Source organism: Staphylococcus sp. GDY8P126P (assembly GCF_017891965.1).
GTDB lineage: Bacteria > Bacillota > Bacilli > Staphylococcales > Staphylococcaceae > Staphylococcus > Staphylococcus saprophyticus.
Map to the genome: position 1 here is coordinate 437,196 of NZ_JAESKG010000001.1, position 19,394 is coordinate 456,589.

Consider the following 19,394-nt stretch of genomic DNA (forward strand, 5'->3'; position numbering starts at 1 on the left):
TTAAAATATTAGAAAAGTAGCCATGTAGTCTTCTATTACAATAGAAAACTACATGGCTACTTTTTATTTGTAAATACTTTATATCTATAACATCTTATCTATCATATTGGTTTTTAAGCTTGTTCTGTTCAACATCATCCATCCACTGTTTAATTGCCAGTAGCGTATCTTTGAGCGCAAATGGTCTTGGTACGTGTCCCTCCGACATTTGGTAATAAGTACGAAATGTCGCACCAATCTTTTCAAGTTGTTCCACTAAATAGTAAGCATTATGAATACCTACTTGTTTATCCTTACCCCCATGAACTATAAATATGGGCGGGCTTGTGTTTTTAATTTGAGCGATAGCATCACGTTGTTTATAAGCTTCTATATTCTTTTTAGGATCTCCAATCATACGTTTAAGCATTCCCCTTAAATCAACGCGTTCTTCATACATCAGATTTATGTCTGAGACACCGCCCCAAATAATATAACTCGTCACCGGTAAATCTTGAAATGTTAATAAACCTTGAAGTCCACCTCTAGAAAAACCAATCATGTGAATGGGAATACCAGGGTACTTTTGATTTAACAAACGTATCGCAACTGTAACGTCATGCAGATCCGAACCATAAAACTCATCTTTGCCTTCGCTACCATTATTACCTCTATAATAAGGTCCAAAGACCAATGTATGTTCATCCGCAAATTGCATCAATCTTCCCGTTCTCACCTTACCTACTTGCCCTTTACCACCTCGTAAATATAAAACAATTCTCTGCACTTTTGCATGAGGTGTCATCAGCAGCCCCTTAACATTTAAATGATCTACTCTATAGATTACTTCATCAAATATATGGCTATTTGATTCAACCGGCATTCTCTTTTTATGAATAAAATCCAAGTTCAATCACTCTCTCTAAACATTGTAATATTGCTGGATCTTTCAATAAGTAACTTTTTTTATCTTCTGGAATCTCAGATAATGATTTATACAATAGTGGTCCATCCGTTTCAAAATAATCTGGTTGCTCAGTGATAGCTTCTATCTCCACCATAAAGACATCTTTAGTAAAGGACATTCCAATTTGACGATCAACCTTATATTGCGCTATGTATTCACAGTATTTAATCGTTGCGCCAGTTTCTTCAAAGACTTCTCGTGCTGCAGCAGTTTCACTCGCCTCACCTTTTTCTCTTTTACCACCCGGAAATTCAATACCACGTATTTTATGTTTTGTGAATAACAAGCTACCCTTATATTTAGGGATTATAAGTACATGATTACCGTTGGCATAATCTGCTTTCTTTTTAAATGTTAGGTACACATCGTCATTTTCTTTGTCTTTAAACTTCACATACATCACTCTTCCCCTTATTATGTTAAACTAGCTATGCTAAGATTTTTGTTGGAGGCAAAATTATGAAAACTATATTTCTAGGACTTATCCATATATATCAACGCTTTATATCACCATTAACCCCTGCAACTTGTCGTTTTTATCCAACCTGTTCTGAATATACTAGAGAAGCCATAGTAGTGTATGGTCCCTTCAAAGGCACATGGTTAGGTATTAAAAGAATTTCAAAATGTCACCCGCTTCATAAAGGTGGCTTTGATCCCGTACCGCTAAAGAAAACAAAGCATAAAAAAGATAAAAACATTAACAAATAAAATTCAATATCTTATGATTTACCACTGGAGGCTCAAAATAAATTGAGCCTCCTTTTAATATACCTGCCTGATTAATCATATCTACCTCGTAGTAATAACCTTCTGGTGTAATATCACTAGGATAATCAGCATATTGTGCTAACATCGCTGTAAAATACCTACTTAGGCCATATTCATACATACCACCTATCACGATTTTCACATCTAGAGTATTGAGCATTTTTATCAAATCCATCACTTTATCTATGCCACCCAATCTAAATGGTTTTAACACAACGACATCAATGCCAAAATCATTAATAGCTTGTGAAATAAGTGATTTAGATGTCGCTTTCTCGTCAATCGCAACGGGTGGTAGTTCATTTTTTTCAAAATGTGTTAAATGTTGTAGTGACTTAAAAGGTTCCTCAATATATAATATTTGCGCTTCACTTAGTGTTTTTAATTTATCATAATCTACTTTGCTTAATGATTCATTCGCATCGATGGCTATATCAGGTCGAAAAGCTAATTGTGACACCTTTTCCACATCATCTAAGATATCAGCATTCCATTTAAGCTTTACGCGTTGCGGTTGCGTTTGAACAAGTTGTTGAAAATTTCTTGAAGTCATGCCATTAACTGTCGCGCCATAAGGCACATTCAATGATTCTAAAACATGAAACATTTGATAACAAGCCATCACCAACATGCTACGTGTTGCAGGATAATTAGATAATTGCGTTAATGCATCTTGAATTTCTAAAAAAGAATGAAACGTTTTACCCTGAACCTGTTGAAACCATAGTTTTGAAAAATGTTTTACATCCTCTATTGTTTCATTTGCATACCAATTCGTTTCAAACGCATTGCTTTCACCAAAATATGATTTACCTTTATCTGTTATTAATTCAACGAAAAGCGCTTTGCGCGTATTCATTTTTACTTTAGGGGTAATGACAGGTGTTTTAAATTTTGCATTATAATCATACAAATGCATGTTAACTATTTTCATATGTACTCCTTAGTTAAGATTATAAACGCGTTCTTTGAAGTTTACCAGTTGACGTGTAAGGTAAACGAGATACTCGTTGAAATTGTTTAGGTACTTTATATTTTGCAAGTTTTTCTTTAAAAAACACAGTTAATTGTTCTTCTGCGATATCTTTATTTGCAACATAATACAGATAAGGTACTGAACCCCAAGTATCGTCCTCAACACCGATACACATAGCATCTTCGATATTAGGGAATTGTTTGGCTACAGATTCTATTTCAAATGGGTATATGTTTTCACCACCGCTAATAATTAAATCTTTTCTACGATCGTATATCATGACGTAGCCTTCCTCATCTATTTCCGCTATATCACCAGTTTTAAAATAACCGTCTTCGAATGTATCCATTTTTACTTTAGGAAAAAGATAACCATCCATTACATTTTTACCTTTAATCAATAGTTCTCCATGTCCATCTATATTAGGTGATTTAATTTTAACTTCAACATCATTACTCGGTTTGCCAACAGTATCAAATCGATGTTCAAGCATTTCAGGTGTCGCCGTTAAAAATTGCGAGCATGTCTCTGTCATGCCAAACGAATTATATATTGGTAAATCATAGCTTAAAGCTTGTTGAATTAAGTTACGAGAAAGCTTAGCCCCACCTAACAGTATTTTCTCAATATAGAATGGACGGTGTAATCCAGCATCCATTAACCATTTTAATGTTTGTGGCACTAGCGATACATGCGTTGGCGCTTCATTTTTTATGATATTTAACATTTGCTCCGTATTAAATTTTGATTCTAACCGTAATGTGAAGCCTTCAATTAATGAACGTAATACGACACTTAATCCTGAAATATGATATATCGGTAACACAGATAACCATTTTGTTTTCTCATTAAAGCCCAAGCTTTCTCGACATCCAAGAGCACTCGCCAAATGATTATTGAATGTTTGCGGCACTGCTTTTTGTGGCCCTGTAGTACCGGATGTAAACATAATAGATGCTATACGCGTTAATGAAAATATCTCTTCAAAATACTTATCATTATTAACTGAAATAAGCTCATTAAAAGGCACAACTTGAATATGTTCTAATTCAAGATCATGCATGGAAATTACTGTATCAACATTTATTGAATCCATCTGTGCTATCATCTCATTTCGAGTTAACCGAGTATTTATCATAGCTGCTTCAATCCCTGCCAGCCAAGCAGCATTAATAAGCAAAACAGATTCAATAGTATTATCAATATAAAAGCCTATTCTCTTTTTATTTAACTGATGTAAAGTACAAGCAAGTTTTGAAGCTCTGTCGTACATTGTCGCAAACGTGACTTGCGTTTCACCATCATCAATAAATATATGTTCACCCTTTTGTTGCGCCTGTTGTTTTAACCAAAAATCCACTTCATCATTCCTCCATCTCATACTCATTATAACGTGTTTAGTCTTATTTAACAGTGTCTGCACATCAACAACAAATAATCTATTAAACTCAAATGTTATAATTAAAGGTAAACACGTTAACATTACCCCGATGACCACAAAATAAAAAAGCATCCATAAATTGCCTAAGTAGTTCAGTTTTGGAGTACAAAAAGTGAAAATGTAAACCTAAATGAGTATCAAATTGCAACTGAATTTGATACTCGTTTTTTATTGTTAAATCAACGTTTGTTGTTAATTTACACCACAAAATGTAAGTTAAAATGTATATAAAAATGCGAACGTGAAATAATTATTGTAGGAATGCAAATTGGTGTGTTAAAATGGTTACAATTTACTAAGCAAAAAGGGGTGCATTTTCCTATGCAATTTCTTGAGCCAAAAAATAAGAACGCTAAGTCTGTGGATTGGGAAATATCAGAGCAAGTAAGGGTGATAGTTAAGCAATACGCTGAATATGCAGAGCGTACTGAAAGCGAAGCAGTGGATGAATTCTTATTGAACATTTTAGACGATAAGAAGTTTATTGAATGGATTGCCAACAAGCGAAGTAATAAGCGGATTGTTGAAAAAATGGGTATCAAAGATAGAGTGGGTTGATAGACAATGACCAAGCTTAAAAGATTAGCCACGAAGGAAGATGAAATTGTAGATGTTAAAATTCCGATTTCAAACGAAGAATTAAAAGATAGGGCTAAACAATATGATTTATTAACTCCAAAACGATTTGCAACAAGGTATAACAAAATGTTGTTCTTGCCAACGTCTTTTAAATGGAACGGTTCTGAATATCCCATTCAATATAATTACTGCATCAATCCGTTTTGTTGTAATTTTGGGAAAGAACAGCACAAATTCAAAGATGTAAAAGGGAAACCAAGTCGATATAAAATGACTGGTAGTTCCAAAGATAAAGGTCATAAAGGTATGTACTGCAATGACAATCCTATTGGCAGAGGTGTATCGCAAAACTGTACAGTAACCCCTTTATCTAATTGGTCTGTTGTTGAAGAAATTAAACGCCTTATAGAAATCAATAGCATCCAAGATGTTGAGCCAGATTATCAATTTCATAAAGAAGGCTGCTCGGAAGAAGAATCAACCCCATTCAATGAGCCGAAGCAATTTTACAAAAGGGGGAAAAGTAGGGGCAAATCTCAACGCTATCAATGTAAGGCGTGTAAGAAGTTCACTAATGTTCTACCAAAAAGAGAAGAAACCACTACTTATCACCAACAAAAGAACACCATTCTTCCAATGTTCGCTAAGATGGTTGTTGGAAGGGTTTCAGTCAGTCGTACTTGTGATATTTTAGGAATTGGAGTTGGAACCTACTATCATAAGCTGGAGTGGCTGTATAGGCGTTGTTTGGAGTTTTTAGAACGATATGAGACACAACCCCTTCAAACAAAGAAATTTAACGAGATGTGGCTTAATACGGACAAGATGCACTACTACCTAAATAACGTCCGTAAGAAAGGACAAGGTTCAAAGAAATATACGGGGTTTGAAGACCTTAATATGCAAACGTATATAGTTGTATCTGCTGAGGTCTTATCAAGATATGTGTTCCGTTCTGATGTTGCCTATGATTGGAATATTTCAATGGATGAATTAAATGAAGATACAAGAAAATTCAAAGAAGACCATCTCAATACTTTTAGTCGTAAAAATGATAGGTTAGATTGGTCTTATTATCCACAAGAACCATCCGCTAACGATAGCGAAAATAGGAATGCTTATCTTCACGAATTAGGGAAAATTACTAATAGGAGTAGATTTGTCGATGGTTTAAATGTTGATGCTCCTTATACTACAACTGCTCACTATTGGTTAATTAAACAAATGGTTAATGCCGACGAATGGCGAATGATTAGTGATGATGACTTCTCTATTAGAAACGCCTTTTATAGAGTATTCACGAAAGAATTAAGGTTGAGCGATGCACATCATTTTATTTGCCAAGTTAACAAGACGAAAAGCAGAAAACAATGCTTAAAAGAATTCGGACAAGCAAAAGCAGAACTGCTCGATTGGGGAGATATCAGAGGATTCAAAACAAAGTTTCTACGGACTTTGGCATCTCATTATCTAACTGAATTACTAACAAGTCATCAATTCCACGAAGAGGCTATTAGTAAAGATGGAGAAAGATATCGCAAATATGCCGATAACCCTATCAAACATCCATTAGCCACTAAGGATAAAGGATTTTATTCAGTTGATTGTAGAACGGATTTATCTGCTCTGGAACCAAACGAAATCGCAAAGATGCTATTAAATGTTAATGACCATTCGACCAATAGCTTTATTCAACAGATAAGACGTTATATATCATCTCTTGAAAGACCATTAACAACAGCTCGTGGTGATAAGAAGAGCTATATTTACGCTAACTTCAATCCGAAGTATGCTCAATTTGCGATTACAATTCTAAGAACTTACTACAACTTTTGTCGCCCTTTTAAATCAGCGGATAAAAAGGTTTTGACACCTGCTCAAAGATTAGGGATTACAGATAAACAATTTGATTGGAAAGATATAATTTATTTCAAATGACAAAAAGAGCTTGGAGTAATCCCAAGCTCTTGTGCTTTATCTTTACTGTTCTTCTTCAATTAACGCACCCGTTAACTCAATAAGTTTTTTCTTTCATATACATGAAAATAGTAGTTATACGGATTTTTATCATTCTTTATCCCTTTTTGGGCAAATACCTCATTCCATTCCTCATAATTCACTTCTGGAAAAAAAGTATCTCCTTCGAATTCATGATGTATTTTTGTGATGTACATTTTCTCAACATAAGGGAAAAACAAATTATAAATCTGTTCTCCTCCGAAAATAAAAATTTCTTCTTCGTTTTTACATAACTCAAAAACATCTTCTATTGAATGAACAATTTCACAACCATTAAAGGTAAACCCCTTATCTCTCGTCAGAATAATATTTCTTCTGTCAGGTAAGGCTCTTCCGATTGATTCAAGGTTCTTCCTACCTAATATTATCGGATGTCCCTTTGTAGTATTTTTAACATATTCCCAGTCCTTGGGAATCCTCCAAGGAATGTCATTCTCTTTGCCAATCACTCTATTCTTATCCATCGCAGCAATCAAAGAAACTTTCATTTATAACACAGCCTTTTTAACTAATTTACCATCTAATTTCTTATTTCTATCAAAAAACCTTTTCTCATTATCCTGCCCGTTAGTTGAATAAGCAATTTTTTCTATAAGTTATATTATCATAATACCACAAAATCACAAATTTTCATTCAATTATCATTTTCAATTGCATTTTATAAATCATTTTGTATGTAATTTGGTATGTAAGTTAAAATGAAAAAAGTAGTCCATTTTGAAGTACATTTTGTCATTTTGTACTCCAAAACTGAACTACTTAATAAATTGCCTGGATGCCTTTAATTCTAAGACTTACTATATAAGGTGTTGATTACCCATAGAAATGGATAGTCTATTCCACATATTAATTTGATTAATAATTAATACTAAATCTGTATATTCTTCTTCAGAGAATAATGTACGTACCTCATCATACAGTTTATCTGGCACACCATTTTTAGAGATATGTGTAATTGCTTCTGCTAATTTAAATGCTAACTTTGCTTTTTCAGAAAAAACATTCGTATCATCCCAAGCATTTAATAAATATATTTCTTCTTCTGAAACCTTCATTTTCTAGCATCTGCAGTATGCATGCCAATACAAAATGCACAACCATTGATTTGTGAGACGCGTATTTTAATCAATTCACGTAGTTTTCTATCTATCGATGTTTTTTCAATTGTTTCTCTAAATCCATAATTAACCCAAGTTCTTCTTTTGCGATTTCATAATAGTCTATTCGATTATCCATGAATGAACCTACATATCTTTTTAAACGAAGTGATTTATCTTTAAATTAATTAAAAATAAAAAATAATACTTGCAATCGTTGATATTTTACCACTATTAAAGCGTTGACAAACTTATTTTGGATATCTGCTATAAATATACAAGATTTGTAAATCAGACCCTAATTTTATTTTCGTTCAACTCATTATTTAAACTAATAAAAAACCTCGTTATTCAACACTTTAATAAATGTAGAATAACGAGGCATCTATTATTAGCGGAGAGTGAGGGATTCGAACCCTCGAGACGCTTGTGGCGCCTACACACTTTCCAGGCGTGCTCCTTCGGCCAACTCGGACAACTCTCCATATAAAAAAACAGAAGCGATAATTCACTTCTGTTTGTATGACCCCGACGGGACTCGAACCCGTGTTACCGCCGTGAAAGGGCGGTGTCTTAACCGCTTGACCACGGGGCCATGGCTCCACAGGTAGGACTCGAACCTACGACCGATCGGTTAACAGCCGATAGCTCTACCACTGAGCTACTGTGGAATAATTAAAATGGAGCGGGTGATGGGAATCGAACCCACAACATCAGCTTGGAAGGCTGAGGTTTTGCCATTAAACTACACCCGCACTTTAACGATTATGGGGCGGATGATGGGAATCGAACCCACGAGTGTCGGAACCACAATCCGATGCGTTAACCACTTCGCCACAACCGCCAAAGTATAAACTTTAAAAGAATGGTTCAGGACAGAGTCGAACTGCCGACACATGGAGCTTCAATCCATTGCTCTACCAACTGAGCTACTGAACCATAATAAAAATGGCGGTCCCGATGGGATTCGAACCCACGATCTCCTGCGTGACAGGCAGGCGTGTTAACCGCTACACTACGGGACCTATTTAAAAAGTTGCGGGAGGCGGATTTGAACCACCGACCTTCGGGTTATGAGCCCGACGAGCTACCGAACTGCTCCATCCCGCGTTAATAATATTTATGACGCCTACCCAATTAATATATCATAAACATTTACTTAATGTCAACGTTTTTTAAAATTAATTAACATTAACTTAATTCGAAATTAAAATTCAAATGCGATAATTGATGTTTGCACATCTCGTATCAATTAGGACTTACTCAGTATATAAATTTTTCACATGATAGTCAATGGATTCCAGAAATTATTTTGTGTAAAAATGGAATATAACTATAATATTTTATATTTTGTTTCTTATTTATACAAAAACCTATCGTCCTTTATGATTGATACATCAAACAAAGCTTTTTACTAATTAATTTATCCTCCCATTTCTCGACTATAAATCTATAACAATAATAATTTCGATTACTCACTCATAATGCCTTGCATTTTACTTTGTAGCTGTGTAAATGTCGTGAAACCATCATCTTCCATAAAATGACCGCCAAATTCAGTTACTTTACATGTCCCTCCAAGCGTATCCATTAATCTTTTTGTTTCTTTGTAAGACACATAGGAATCATTTTTGGCACATAGACCATAAAATGCCTCTACTTTTTGTTTAACGTTTTCGTAATCTATATGAAAGTCTTCAATTTGATTGGTTTCGACAAATGGTATGACATCCTCCATGAATCCAGAAATACTAAATAATCCTTGTATAGTATTAATTTGTGATTTCTCTATAAACTTTAAAGCTGCGAGTGTTCCAAAACCATGCGTTACAAAAAACGTTTCATACTTAGTAACACAAATTTGATTTTTCATGTTACTCATCCAAGTATCAATATGATCATTTTCATCAACCGGCAAGTTAAATAAAGTTACATTATAACCTTCTAGCGTGAGGTTACTGGCTAACCATTCATACCAATGATTTGATGCATCACCTTGTTTTGAATGTACTATAATTATATCCGTCATATAAATCCCCCATTAAAAATAACTTTCTAATATATATATATCATTTTATCATTTATATAGCATGTCATCGTTTTTAATGCTACATAAATAATATCAATTAAAAAACGAGGCAGAAACCAAAATTGTATTAGATTTCAAATCCTCGCTCCGTATCTTTACTCGCATATACTCTATAATTCATTTAATAATTCTGATACTGCATTTTTACCTTGTAAAATACAGTCTGGCAGGCCAACCGCTTCAAATGAAGCACCGGCTATTCTTAACCTAGGATAATTATGTTTAATATGCGCTTGAATCGCAGATATGTTATCCATATGATCCACACGATATTGCGGCATACTATTAGGTAAACGATTCACAATACTGAAATCTGGTGCGCCTTTAAAAGTCATCATTTGTGTTAAATCTCGTTTAACAATATCTACAAGTTCTTCATCTGAATGATCTTTCACAACCGTATCACCTGGTTTACCAACATAAGCACGTATCAGCACCTTACCTTCTGGTGTAGTAAAAGGCCATTTTTTACTTGTCCATGTACATGCTGTGATATCGGTTTGGCTCGTTCTTGCAATCACGAAACCCGTACCGTCATAGGTATTTTCAATATGCTGTTCATCAAATGCTAGTACAACCGTTGCAACGGTTGTAGATGGCATTGTTTTGAAATAATCAAGGGCTGGATCATTACCAAACCATTTCATAAAGGTTTGATGTGGTGTGGTAACAAGCACACTGTCGTAGATATTTTTTTCATCATCTACAACAAGCTCATAATTCGTTTGTGAGATGACGATATCATCTATAGGTGTATTAAATCTGATTTTTACACCTTGGTTTACGACATAATCAGTTAATTTTTCAATAAAAGAAGTCAGCCCATGCCTAAATTGTTTAAATTGGCCTTTTGGTGCTCCTGGATATAATTGTCGTTGTTTTTGACGTTGCATTTTTTCGTATCGCATACCTTTAATTAAACTACCAAACTGTTCTTCTCTTTCTTTAAACTCCGGAAAAGTAGACATTAAACTTAATTCATCAATGTTTGTACCATAAATACCACCCATTAAAGGTTCAATTAAATTTTCTAAGACTTCATCTCCTAGACGTTCACGAAAGAATGACCCAACAGAAATATCGCGTTCTATTTGAATAGGCTTTTTTAATAAATCTAAACCAGCACGTAATTTACCTTTAGGCGAAATCAATTTTGTTTTAATAAAAGGTTTAAGGTTAGTTGGCACACCTAAGATAGATCCCCCTGGAATAGGAAACAGTTTATTTTTAGCATAAATATAAGATTGTCCTGTTTGATTAGTGATAAGTTCATCTGCTAATCCAATATCTTTAGCAATGTCTGTCATAATCTGTTTGCGTCCTAGATAAGATTCTGGACCTAATTCAATCGTATAACCATCTTTTCGATAGGTTTGAATCTTACCGCCAGTTCGATTAGTCGCTTCATATATCGTCACATCTATATCTGGTCGTTGTTTTTTTATAAAATATGCACTAGATAAACCTGTGATACCAGCTCCGATAATAGCAATACTTTTAGTCAAAATAAGTCACGCTTCCTTTAATAAACATTTTTTATCTCTTCAACAATTGCGCCAATAAATAGCGGATCAGTATCTGGCATTTTTGGACGATGATAATGTACACCTAATTCATCACAAATCACTTTACATTCATAATCGTTATCATAGAGTACTTCTAAATGTTCACAAACAAAACCCACTGGGGTATAGATAAAGTGTTCATATTTATGTTCATTGTATAACGCTCGAGTTAAATCTTGAACATCAGGTCCTAACCAAGGTGTACCCGTATTCCCTTCAGATTGCCATCCTTCAGCTACATGTATAATATTTGAATGTTGTTCTAATAACTGAGCAGTTTCATGTAACTCATTAGGATAAGGATCGTTATTTTTCTCAATTAAGCCTTTTGGCAAACTATGAGCTGAAACAACAAGAACTGTTTTGTCATGTTCATCTTGTGGAATATCTGCTAATGTTTCATTGATTTTCTCTGTCCAATATTGAATGAATTTAGGTTGTTGATAGTAATGTTCAACATGTTTAAACGTGATGCCGTATTTATCTGCTTCTTTTTGTGCACGTGTATTGTAAGAGCCAACTGAAAAGCTAGAATAATGTGGTGCTAATACAACTGTAACAGCTTCATCTATACCGTCTTCATGCATTGATTGTACAGCGTCTTCAATAAATGGGTGAATGTGTTTTAAACCGATATATAGTTTAAATTCAACGTCGTCATAGGCTTGATTGAGCGCATCACGAAGTGACTCTGCTTGTCTATTTGTCGTTCCTGCTAACGGAGATAAACCACCAATAAATTGATATCTATCTTTTAAATCTTGTAGTTCCGCTTCAGTAGGTTTTTTCCCATGTCTAATATCTGTATAATAAGCTTCTATATCGCTTTCTTTATATGGTGTTCCATAAGCCATAACCAATAGGCCTATTGTTTTTGTCATTTTAAGATCATCCTTTTGTATTATAATTTTTAGATGCATATGACATAATTATTTGTAATTCGTGATAGTCAAAATTTATGTCGTACTATCTCTGTGTGTAGTCATGTACAAATGTAGTCACACGTTTTAATGTTTCGGGCTTCACCTCTGGAAATACGCCATGACCTAAATTGAAAATATGTTTGCCATGCGCTATCCCTTGGTCTAATATTGCTTTCAGCCTTTCTTCTATTACATCCCATGGTGCCAATAATAGAGATGGATCTAAATTCCCTTGCAATGTCTTATCAATGTTCCTTGAACTAGCTTCTTTAATTGATAGTCTCCAATCCAATCCCAATACATCTATAGGTAATGTGTTCCATTCATCTGCTAAATGGCTAGCACCAACTCCAAATAGAATAACAGGTACATTATACTTCTCCTTAATACCGCTTATCAATTTATTCATCGCAGGTTTAATATAATAGCGATAATCTTGAACGTTCAATGCACCCACCCAAGAATCGAATACTTGGATAATTTGTGCACCTGCCTCTATTTGTGCAGAAGTATAAGTTATAGACATTTCAACTAAGTGATCCATTAATGCAAACCATGTCGCTTCATCACTATACATCATTGCTTTTGTAAAGTTATAGTTCTTAGAAGGACCACCTTCAATCATATAACTTGCAAGTGTAAATGGCGCACCAGTAAATCCAATCAATGGCACATTCAACTTTTCTTCAGTTAATAATTTAATCGTATCTAACACATAAGGTACATCTCTCTTTGGATCAATGTGTCCTAATTTTTCAACATCCTGTATCGTTTTAATTGGATTATGAATCACTGGACCTATGCCAGATTTAATTTCTACATCCACACCTATTGGCTGTAGAGGTGTCATGATATCTTTATAAAGTACCGCTGCATCTGTATTATAGTTATCTACAGGCAGATGTGTTACATACGCACACAGTTCTGGTTGGTGTGTAATTTCAAATAATGAATACTTTTCTTTTAATCTTCTATATTCTGGCTGAGACCTGCCAGCTTGACGCATAAACCAAACTGGTGTGTGCGAAACCGACTCGCCTTTTATCATATTTAGGATCGTATTGTTTTTATTATGCACCTTTTAATCCTCCTAGATTATAATCATTCTTGTCTATAATACCATATTGCTTAATTACGCGTATTTTATTGTTCTAAAATGTCATAAAAAAGACAAACAGTCTCATTTTAACAGCTTAATTATTTGACTATTGTTTTATAATAAAAATCAATTATAATGTTATCAAAGCCTATTTTATATTTATTTGAAAAAGTAGATATTTTTATAGTAAAGTGAAATAGTTATTTATACTTTCATATACCAAGCAAGGGGGACAATCTTATGAAAATTTATGCATCTTATGGAACGTTTGGTTACTTAAACCAGATTAGGCTAAATAATCCTGACCATAACTTATTACAATTTTCAGCGTCTGATTCTTCAGTCATTCTTGAAGAAACTGACCAAACTTCTGTATTAAAACAACCTTTAGTCTATGATGTACTTAAAGCTGAGGGAGATTTAAATGAAAATTATTTTTATTCGGTCATATTTGTACCTACATCAGAAGATCATGCTTATCAACTAGAAAAAAGATTAGAAAATATTACTGCTGACTTTAAACAATTTGCGGGTTATCGAAGCTATCGTTTCCTAAAACCTGATCAAGGTTTAACTTATAAGATTTACTTTGGCTTTGAAAGTAGAACGGCTTATGAAGACTTTAAAGCATCATCTATTTTCAAAGATAATTTTGATAAATTAGCATTAAGTCAATTCTTTGGTTCTAGTGGCCAACATTCTAGTTATTTCGAAAGATATTTATTCCCTATCGATGATAATTGATTTAATGTAATGAACTTAAAAACACTGTTTATGTCAAAGCAAATGACATAAACAGTGTTTTTTTAATCTCGCAATAACGTTTCTTGATATTTTAATTTTTTAATTACATTTCTAATTGTTAACCAACCCACTATTAAGAATAATAAGCCAAAATAACTGTATAATGGGAAAGATATCGCATATACGATAATAAATAAAATGCCTATCATAAACATTAATCTATATAAAAATTGTTCATAACCTTTAATCACTTTTGATTCTGGTGTTGGCCAAACTTGTGGCCATAAACCATATGCCTGTTGTGTATAAAATTGTGCCATTTGAAGCAAGATAATATACATAAACAAACTTCCTATGATCAAAGTGATTACGGGTTGATGCAACCAAAACATAAGAATGAGCGCAATAATAACTAACCTTAATATTATATTAAAAACATCTTTCCCTCTTGCGAAGCTCCTAACGAATAAATATAAATACATATAATTCTCATTGAATTTCTTAAACTTAGGAGTTCGTAAAATAGGATCCAAATAACTTCGTCGAACCGCTGTTTCTTTAAGGTGTTTGACATCTGTAAACATATTTACAAATTTATAGTAATTCATATGATGTTGTTGCTCTGACTTAATCATTCTTTCCCAAGGAAACAATTGATGCTTATTTTGATATTGAAGTAGTAGTGTTAAGCCTATAATAATTAATATCGAAGTGATACTTGCAAATGATTTGGCATCTAATGTCACATAATAGCCTGATGCAAGTACAATAAAAAGTAATGTATGCAATGACCAACTTTCCAATTTATACGTGTACCATTGCCATTTTAATAATAAGCCTACAAATGGCATGATTAACATTAATAATGCAAATAATATATAAAAGCCAAATGTCTGGTCATTAATCACATAAAACAATGGAAATAATACAATCATAATAACAACTTGTAAGCCAATACGTGAAACATAGCTATAAATCAAACTTTGCTTAATATAGTGATTCATATTGCTTTCGAATGGCAATAAAAATAATTTATCTGCATCTTTAAGCAACGTACGTAATGGAAACATTGACGTTATTGAAACGAATATACTAACAATAAGTGAATAATTAATATGTTTCGGTATTGATTTAAGCCAATCACCGTAGCCTAATATAAATGCACCTAACATAATAACTAAAAACAAAGAAAAATGACCATTAAAAATAAATTTATTATAATATTGTTTTTCTTTACTTATTTCACGTTTTCTAGTTTTAAATAATTGTTCTGCATCTCGTTTCATGAATTTTGGCCACCTTGCGTGACATGGATATAGATTTCATCTAATGTCTTACCTTTTAGCCCTGTTTGAGCACGCAACTCTTCCAAGTTTCCAAAAGCAACTATTTCTCCTTCATCCATGATTAAAAATCTATCACAATAACGCTCTGCAGTTGCTAGTATATGTGTACTCATCAGCACTGTACGACCTTCTTGCTTTTTTTCCACCATCAAATCTAACATAGATTGAATACCTAACGGATCTAAACCAAGAAATGGTTCATCGATAATATATAGTTCAGGATTAACTATAAATGCGCATATAATCATCACTTTTTGTTTCATACCTTTAGAAAAGTGACTTGGAAAAATATTTAATTCATCTTCTAAACGAAACGTTTTTAATAATGGACGCGCACGTTCCATAGCAACTTCTCTGCTAATATTATATGCCATTGCTGTCATATAAATATGTTCTTGTAAAGTTAGTTCTTCATAAATAACTGGTGATTCTGGTATATACGATAACTTTCTTCTATATGTTTCAACATCTTGCTTTATATTTATATCAGAAATAGACAAGTTACCTTCCATAGGTGTTAACAATCCAAGCATATGCTTAATCGTTGTACTCTTACCTGCCCCATTTAATCCTATAAGTCCCACAATTTCACCTTGTGTTAATTCAAAATTTATATTTTTAATTACAGGTCGTTTTCCATAACCACCTGTTAAATGTTCTACTTTTACTGTCATATAGCACCTCCACAAAATATATTGTATCAAAAATCTTTAATTAGTCATAAATTTACTGCAAAAACTGACGTAAATAATACAGTAATGCTATAATAGGCAATAACAATCTTACAAGGAGTGAAGATTTTATGTCAGAAACAATCTTTAGTAAAATTATAGATGGTGAAATACCAAGTCATAAAGTATATGAAGATGAATATGTCTATGCATTTTTAGATATATCACAAGTTACCAAGGGTCATACACTTTTAATCCCTAAAAAAGCATCTGCTAATATTTTTGAAACTGACAGTGAAACAATGAAACATATTGGTGTCGCACTGCCAAAAGTTGCTAACGCTATTAAAACAGCTTTTAACCCAGATGGACTCAATATTATACAGAATAATGGTGAATTTGCCGATCAATCTGTCTTTCATCTTCATTTCCATTTACTACCAAGATATGAAAATGATGTCGATGGTTTTGGCTATAAATGGGAAACACACGAAGAAAGTATCGACGATGAACAAAAGGCTGAAATTGCACAAGAAATAGCCGCTCAATTCGATTAATCATGCTTACCTTATTACATATGGGGTATATAAAAAATATTAACGGATGAGATACTACTAGAAATGAGGAGAATTTTTATGAAAACAGCTCAAATATTATTAGGCCTAGGCGCTGGCGTTGCAACTGGCCTCGGTGTAGCTTTAATGAATCGTGATAAAAAAGATTCTAGCCTAAATACTGCACGTGCTAAAAAACCAACTGGTGCTGAATCAGAAGTAGATAGAGAAATAAACACAATTAAGCAAAGTGTGAATGACATAGCCAACTATATTTCACAAATCAAAACTGAAAGTACTGAATTCGGTAGTTCTATCGGTGACGAAGTAAAAACGATGATTGGTGATTTCAAATCTGATATCAATCCAAATATTGAGAATTTGCAATCACATATTGAAAACCTTCAAAACCGTGGTGAAGAAATTTCAAAAGCATTTGATAAAGATGAAAAATAACCACTAATTAAAGTATCAATTATTGAACTGTTATCTAACATTTAAACTAATGCTAGATAACAGTTTTTTAATTGAAAATACTTTTATGCATGCTATAAACTTACCTACTCAAATGATGGAATATATCTTGACGTTTCACATATTAAGATAGATAATACATAAGTATATATCATATGACTTTAGTTTAAGAGGAGTGAATAAACAATGTATCTCTGTACAAGACAAATCGATATCAATGCTCGATTTGGATTACCAAGGATTGCATTTCTAAGTTTAGTTACAACCATTATTACATTTCTCCTTGCTTATGAAATACTCTATTTTTTTTCTAACACAAAACTAACTGATCAATATTTTTTAATCTTTTTACTACTCGTGGTTATTTTGTACCCTATCCACAAAGCCATTCACCTCATATTTTTTATTCCATATTATAAATCGTTTAAAAAATATAAATTGTTACGGCATAAAAAAATACCATTTTATAATACGTATGTGAACACACCAGTAAATAAGTATTATTTTTGTTTTGATTTAATAACACCAGTTATAATCATCACTGTAATTTGTGCTTATTTCAGTACACTGTTTCCACAATACGGTCATTATCTGATGTTTTTAATTGCTTTAAATATGGGTTATTCAGTTATGGATTTTCTATATTTAAAAATCATTTTATTTTCAAATGAAGGTGATTATATAGAAGAACATCAAACAGGTATTAATATATTAAATAAAGTTAATACGCATTATGAGAAAAAAGTATAGTCTTGTTTCATAATGATTTACTTGTATGCATAGATAAATATTACAGAGGTGAACATAAGTAATCTAACAATAGGTTACGATGTCACCTCTTTTTTGATTAAGTTATATCAAAAGTCACAAAACACTAATACTATAGTCGTAGAAATTATGTTTCTAATTGGTGAATAATCAATAATATGTTATATTTACGTTGTTATTCTTACAAAAGGAGTTTCCAACTATGAAAACATTTAAAAAAGTTTTACTTCCTGTTACAGCTAGTGCATTGTTATTAGGCGCATGTGGTAACAGTGCAACAGATTCAAAAGAAGATACAATTATTTCTTCAAAAGCTGGCGACGTTAAAGTCGAAGATGTTATGAACAAGATGGGTGATGAGCAAATTGCTAATACATCATTCTCAATCATGTTAAACAAATTGCTTGCTGATAAATATAAAGACGATGTAAATACAAAAGATATTGATAAAGAAGTTGAAAAAGAACAAAAACAATATGGTGGCAAAGATCAATTTGAAAGTATGTTAAAACAACAAAAAATGTCTATAGGCGATTATAAAGAACAGAAAAAATTACAAGCTTATCAAAAAGAACTACTTAATGATAAAGTGAGTATGTCTGACAAAGAAATTAAAGAAAATACCAAAAAAGGCTCTCACATTCTAATTAAAGTTAAAGAAAATAAAGATGATAAAGAAGGCTTATCTGATAAAGAAGCTAAAGCAAAAGCTGAAAAAATCCAAAAAGAAGTTGAAAAACACCCAGATAAATTTGGAGAAATTGCTAAAAAAGAATCAATGGATAAAGCCTCTGCTAAAAAAGATGGTAGCTTAGGTTATGTCGTCAAAGGTCAAATGGAAGACAAATTTGAAAAAGCATTATTCAAACTTAAAGAAGGTAAAGTATCTGACGTAGTTAAAACAGATTACGGTTACCATATTATCAAAGCAGATAAAGAAAATGACTTTGATAAAGAAAAAGGCAAATTAAAAGCACAATTAATTCAAACTAAAATTCAAAAAGATCCTAAGCTTTTAACTGACGCTTATAAAGAATTATTAGATGAATATAAAGTTGATTATAAAGATAGAGATATTAAAAAAGCGATTGAAGACTCAATATTAGATCCAGAAAAAATCAAACAACAGCAGCAACAACAACAGCAACAACAATCTATGCAACAAAGTGGTGCTGGCATGTCAACTGGACAATAATTTCATAAATGAATCAAGTGGTATAGAAACCTATTCAATTAGATTTCTATACCACTTTTTTCGAAAATGAAAAAGGTTCGAGAACATCCACAAATGTCTCGAACCTTTTAATATTATATATCCAACCTAAAAGACCT

General features: G+C 32.8%; 19 protein-coding genes, 8 tRNA genes and 1 pseudogene. 8 read left to right on the top strand and 20 right to left on the bottom strand.

The window, feature by feature from the left end:
* Positions 1-94: 94 nt before the first annotated feature.
* Together KA893_RS02115 and ytkD are read right to left on the bottom strand one after the other, a co-directional pair.
* On the bottom strand, positions 95-886 hold the full coding sequence (locus tag KA893_RS02115) for an alpha/beta hydrolase family protein (RefSeq protein WP_174543878.1): 792 nt from the start codon (positions 884-886) through the stop codon (positions 95-97).
* Positions 870-1,346, bottom strand: a complete 477-nt coding sequence (gene ytkD / locus KA893_RS02120; RefSeq protein WP_041080050.1) for an RNA deprotection pyrophosphohydrolase — start codon at positions 1,344-1,346, stop codon at positions 870-872. The genes KA893_RS02115 and ytkD overlap by 17 nt, the downstream gene beginning before the upstream one ends.
* Before the next feature lie 59 nt (positions 1,347-1,405).
* Here ytkD and yidD point away from each other — a divergent pair, with 59 nt between their 5' ends.
* A complete protein-coding gene (gene yidD, locus KA893_RS02125; protein ID WP_011302826.1) occupies positions 1,406-1,657 on the top strand; it encodes a membrane protein insertion efficiency factor YidD in 252 nt (83 codons plus the stop codon).
* On the opposite strand, the gene menC is transcribed toward yidD, so the two are convergent.
* Both menC and menE read right to left on the bottom strand, forming a co-directional pair.
* Positions 1,647-2,651 (bottom strand): o-succinylbenzoate synthase, encoded by a 1,005-nt coding sequence (gene menC, locus KA893_RS02130; RefSeq protein WP_041080052.1) that lies wholly within the window; start codon positions 2,649-2,651, stop codon positions 1,647-1,649. The two genes, yidD and menC, sit on opposite strands and share 11 nt — an antisense overlap.
* Before the next feature lie 19 nt (positions 2,652-2,670).
* The gene (menE, locus tag KA893_RS02135; RefSeq protein ID WP_037538157.1) at positions 2,671-4,053 is read right to left on the bottom strand and encodes an o-succinylbenzoate--CoA ligase; all 1,383 of its coding nucleotides are present in this window, start codon (positions 4,051-4,053) and stop codon (positions 2,671-2,673) included.
* Positions 4,054-4,395: 342 nt separating this feature from the next.
* On the opposite strand from menE, the gene KA893_RS02140 reads away from it, so the two are divergent.
* Together KA893_RS02140 and KA893_RS02145 are read left to right on the top strand one after the other, a co-directional pair.
* Positions 4,396-4,692: a hypothetical protein gene (locus KA893_RS02140; protein ID WP_002311824.1), complete on the top strand. Its 297-nt coding sequence runs from the start codon at positions 4,396-4,398 to the stop codon at positions 4,690-4,692.
* 6 nt (positions 4,693-4,698) lie between these two features.
* Positions 4,699-6,651 carry a hypothetical protein gene (locus tag KA893_RS02145; RefSeq protein ID WP_000163792.1) on the top strand — a complete coding sequence of 651 codons (1,953 nt, stop codon included), beginning with the start codon at positions 4,699-4,701 and terminating at the stop codon, positions 6,649-6,651.
* A gap of 71 nt (positions 6,652-6,722) precedes the next feature.
* On the opposite strand, the gene dfrG is transcribed toward KA893_RS02145, so the two are convergent.
* The 14 genes and pseudogenes from dfrG to hemE form a co-directional block, all read right to left on the bottom strand.
* Complete coding sequence (dfrG, locus tag KA893_RS02150; protein WP_000868795.1) at positions 6,723-7,220, bottom strand: trimethoprim-resistant dihydrofolate reductase DfrG; 498 nt, start codon at positions 7,218-7,220, stop codon at positions 6,723-6,725.
* A 309-nt stretch (positions 7,221-7,529) separates the two neighbouring features.
* Positions 7,530-7,968, bottom strand: a pseudogene (locus KA893_RS02155) (carboxymuconolactone decarboxylase family protein).
* A gap of 256 nt (positions 7,969-8,224) precedes the next feature.
* A tRNA-Ser gene (locus tag KA893_RS02160) sits at positions 8,225-8,313 on the bottom strand.
* Between the two features lie 39 nt (positions 8,314-8,352).
* A tRNA-Glu gene (locus KA893_RS02165) sits at positions 8,353-8,424 on the bottom strand.
* Position 8,425: 1 nt separating this feature from the next.
* A tRNA-Asn gene (locus KA893_RS02170) sits at positions 8,426-8,500 on the bottom strand.
* 10 nt (positions 8,501-8,510) lie between these two features.
* Positions 8,511-8,584 (bottom strand) — tRNA-Gly (locus KA893_RS02175).
* A 13-nt stretch (positions 8,585-8,597) separates the two neighbouring features.
* Positions 8,598-8,673: transfer RNA gene (locus KA893_RS02180), tRNA-His, on the bottom strand.
* A gap of 22 nt (positions 8,674-8,695) precedes the next feature.
* Positions 8,696-8,768: transfer RNA gene (locus KA893_RS02185), tRNA-Phe, on the bottom strand.
* A gap of 10 nt (positions 8,769-8,778) precedes the next feature.
* Positions 8,779-8,854: transfer RNA gene (locus KA893_RS02190), tRNA-Asp, on the bottom strand.
* 11 nt (positions 8,855-8,865) lie between these two features.
* Positions 8,866-8,939 (bottom strand) — tRNA-Met (locus KA893_RS02195).
* A gap of 361 nt (positions 8,940-9,300) precedes the next feature.
* Positions 9,301-9,858 (bottom strand): RBBP9/YdeN family alpha/beta hydrolase, encoded by a 558-nt coding sequence (locus KA893_RS02200; protein ID WP_002482903.1) that lies wholly within the window; start codon positions 9,856-9,858, stop codon positions 9,301-9,303.
* A 170-nt stretch (positions 9,859-10,028) separates the two neighbouring features.
* Positions 10,029-11,423, bottom strand: coding sequence for a protoporphyrinogen oxidase (gene hemY, locus KA893_RS02205; RefSeq protein ID WP_041080110.1), 1,395 nt, complete (start codon positions 11,421-11,423; stop codon positions 10,029-10,031).
* 17 nt (positions 11,424-11,440) lie between these two features.
* Positions 11,441-12,364 carry a ferrochelatase gene (gene hemH / locus KA893_RS02210; protein ID WP_002482901.1) on the bottom strand — a complete coding sequence of 308 codons (924 nt, stop codon included), beginning with the start codon at positions 12,362-12,364 and terminating at the stop codon, positions 11,441-11,443.
* Between the two features lie 85 nt (positions 12,365-12,449).
* Positions 12,450-13,484 (bottom strand): uroporphyrinogen decarboxylase, encoded by a 1,035-nt coding sequence (hemE, locus tag KA893_RS02215; protein WP_037538155.1) that lies wholly within the window; start codon positions 13,482-13,484, stop codon positions 12,450-12,452.
* A 261-nt stretch (positions 13,485-13,745) separates the two neighbouring features.
* Here hemE and KA893_RS02220 point away from each other — a divergent pair, with 261 nt between their 5' ends.
* Positions 13,746-14,249 (top strand): antibiotic biosynthesis monooxygenase, encoded by a 504-nt coding sequence (locus KA893_RS02220; RefSeq protein WP_002482899.1) that lies wholly within the window; start codon positions 13,746-13,748, stop codon positions 14,247-14,249.
* 62 nt (positions 14,250-14,311) lie between these two features.
* Here the strand turns inward: KA893_RS02220 and ecsB are convergent, their stop codons facing one another.
* Together ecsB and ecsA are read right to left on the bottom strand one after the other, a co-directional pair.
* Positions 14,312-15,535: an ABC transporter permease EcsB gene (gene ecsB, locus KA893_RS02225; protein WP_041080112.1), complete on the bottom strand. Its 1,224-nt coding sequence runs from the start codon at positions 15,533-15,535 to the stop codon at positions 14,312-14,314.
* Positions 15,532-16,269: an ABC transporter ATP-binding protein EcsA gene (gene ecsA / locus KA893_RS02230; RefSeq protein ID WP_002482897.1), complete on the bottom strand. Its 738-nt coding sequence runs from the start codon at positions 16,267-16,269 to the stop codon at positions 15,532-15,534. Before ecsA ends, ecsB begins: the two co-directional genes overlap by 4 nt.
* 128 nt (positions 16,270-16,397) lie before the next feature.
* Between ecsA and KA893_RS02235 the strand changes: the two genes are divergently transcribed.
* The 4 genes from KA893_RS02235 (at position 16,398) to prsA (ending at position 19,257) form a co-directional block, all read left to right on the top strand.
* Complete coding sequence (locus tag KA893_RS02235) at positions 16,398-16,823, top strand: HIT family protein (RefSeq protein WP_002482896.1); 426 nt, start codon at positions 16,398-16,400, stop codon at positions 16,821-16,823.
* A gap of 78 nt (positions 16,824-16,901) precedes the next feature.
* On the top strand, positions 16,902-17,276 hold the full coding sequence (locus tag KA893_RS02240) for a YtxH domain-containing protein (protein WP_002482895.1): 375 nt from the start codon (positions 16,902-16,904) through the stop codon (positions 17,274-17,276).
* Between the two features lie 204 nt (positions 17,277-17,480).
* On the top strand, positions 17,481-18,044 hold the full coding sequence (locus KA893_RS02245; RefSeq protein ID WP_002482894.1) for a DUF3267 domain-containing protein: 564 nt from the start codon (positions 17,481-17,483) through the stop codon (positions 18,042-18,044).
* 220 nt (positions 18,045-18,264) lie between these two features.
* On the top strand, positions 18,265-19,257 hold the full coding sequence (prsA, locus tag KA893_RS02250) for a peptidylprolyl isomerase PrsA (protein ID WP_011302817.1): 993 nt from the start codon (positions 18,265-18,267) through the stop codon (positions 19,255-19,257).
* The last annotated feature ends 137 nt before the right edge of the window (positions 19,258-19,394 follow it).

Coding starts and splice junctions, on each gene's coding strand:
- KA893_RS02245 (WP_002482894.1), top strand. CDS start 17,481: ATGTATCTCTGTACAAGACAAATCGATATCAATGCTCGATTTGGATTA.
- KA893_RS02145 (WP_000163792.1), top strand. CDS start 4,699: ATGACCAAGCTTAAAAGATTAGCCACGAAGGAAGATGAAATTGTAGAT.
- KA893_RS02220 (WP_002482899.1), top strand. CDS start 13,746: ATGAAAATTTATGCATCTTATGGAACGTTTGGTTACTTAAACCAGATT.
- dfrG (WP_000868795.1), bottom strand. CDS start 7,220: ATGAAAGTTTCTTTGATTGCTGCGATGGATAAGAATAGAGTGATTGGC.
- ytkD (WP_041080050.1), bottom strand. CDS start 1,346: ATGTATGTGAAGTTTAAAGACAAAGAAAATGACGATGTGTACCTAACA.
- ecsB (WP_041080112.1), bottom strand. CDS start 15,535: ATGAAACGAGATGCAGAACAATTATTTAAAACTAGAAAACGTGAAATA.
- prsA (WP_011302817.1), top strand. CDS start 18,265: ATGAAAACATTTAAAAAAGTTTTACTTCCTGTTACAGCTAGTGCATTG.
- KA893_RS02200 (WP_002482903.1), bottom strand. CDS start 9,858: ATGACGGATATAATTATAGTACATTCAAAACAAGGTGATGCATCAAAT.
- KA893_RS02235 (WP_002482896.1), top strand. CDS start 16,398: ATGTCAGAAACAATCTTTAGTAAAATTATAGATGGTGAAATACCAAGT.
- menC (WP_041080052.1), bottom strand. CDS start 2,651: ATGAAAATAGTTAACATGCATTTGTATGATTATAATGCAAAATTTAAA.
- KA893_RS02240 (WP_002482895.1), top strand. CDS start 16,902: ATGAAAACAGCTCAAATATTATTAGGCCTAGGCGCTGGCGTTGCAACT.
- yidD (WP_011302826.1), top strand. CDS start 1,406: ATGAAAACTATATTTCTAGGACTTATCCATATATATCAACGCTTTATA.
- ecsA (WP_002482897.1), bottom strand. CDS start 16,269: ATGACAGTAAAAGTAGAACATTTAACAGGTGGTTATGGAAAACGACCT.
- hemH (WP_002482901.1), bottom strand. CDS start 12,364: ATGACAAAAACAATAGGCCTATTGGTTATGGCTTATGGAACACCATAT.
- KA893_RS02140 (WP_002311824.1), top strand. CDS start 4,396: ATGCAAATTGGTGTGTTAAAATGGTTACAATTTACTAAGCAAAAAGGG.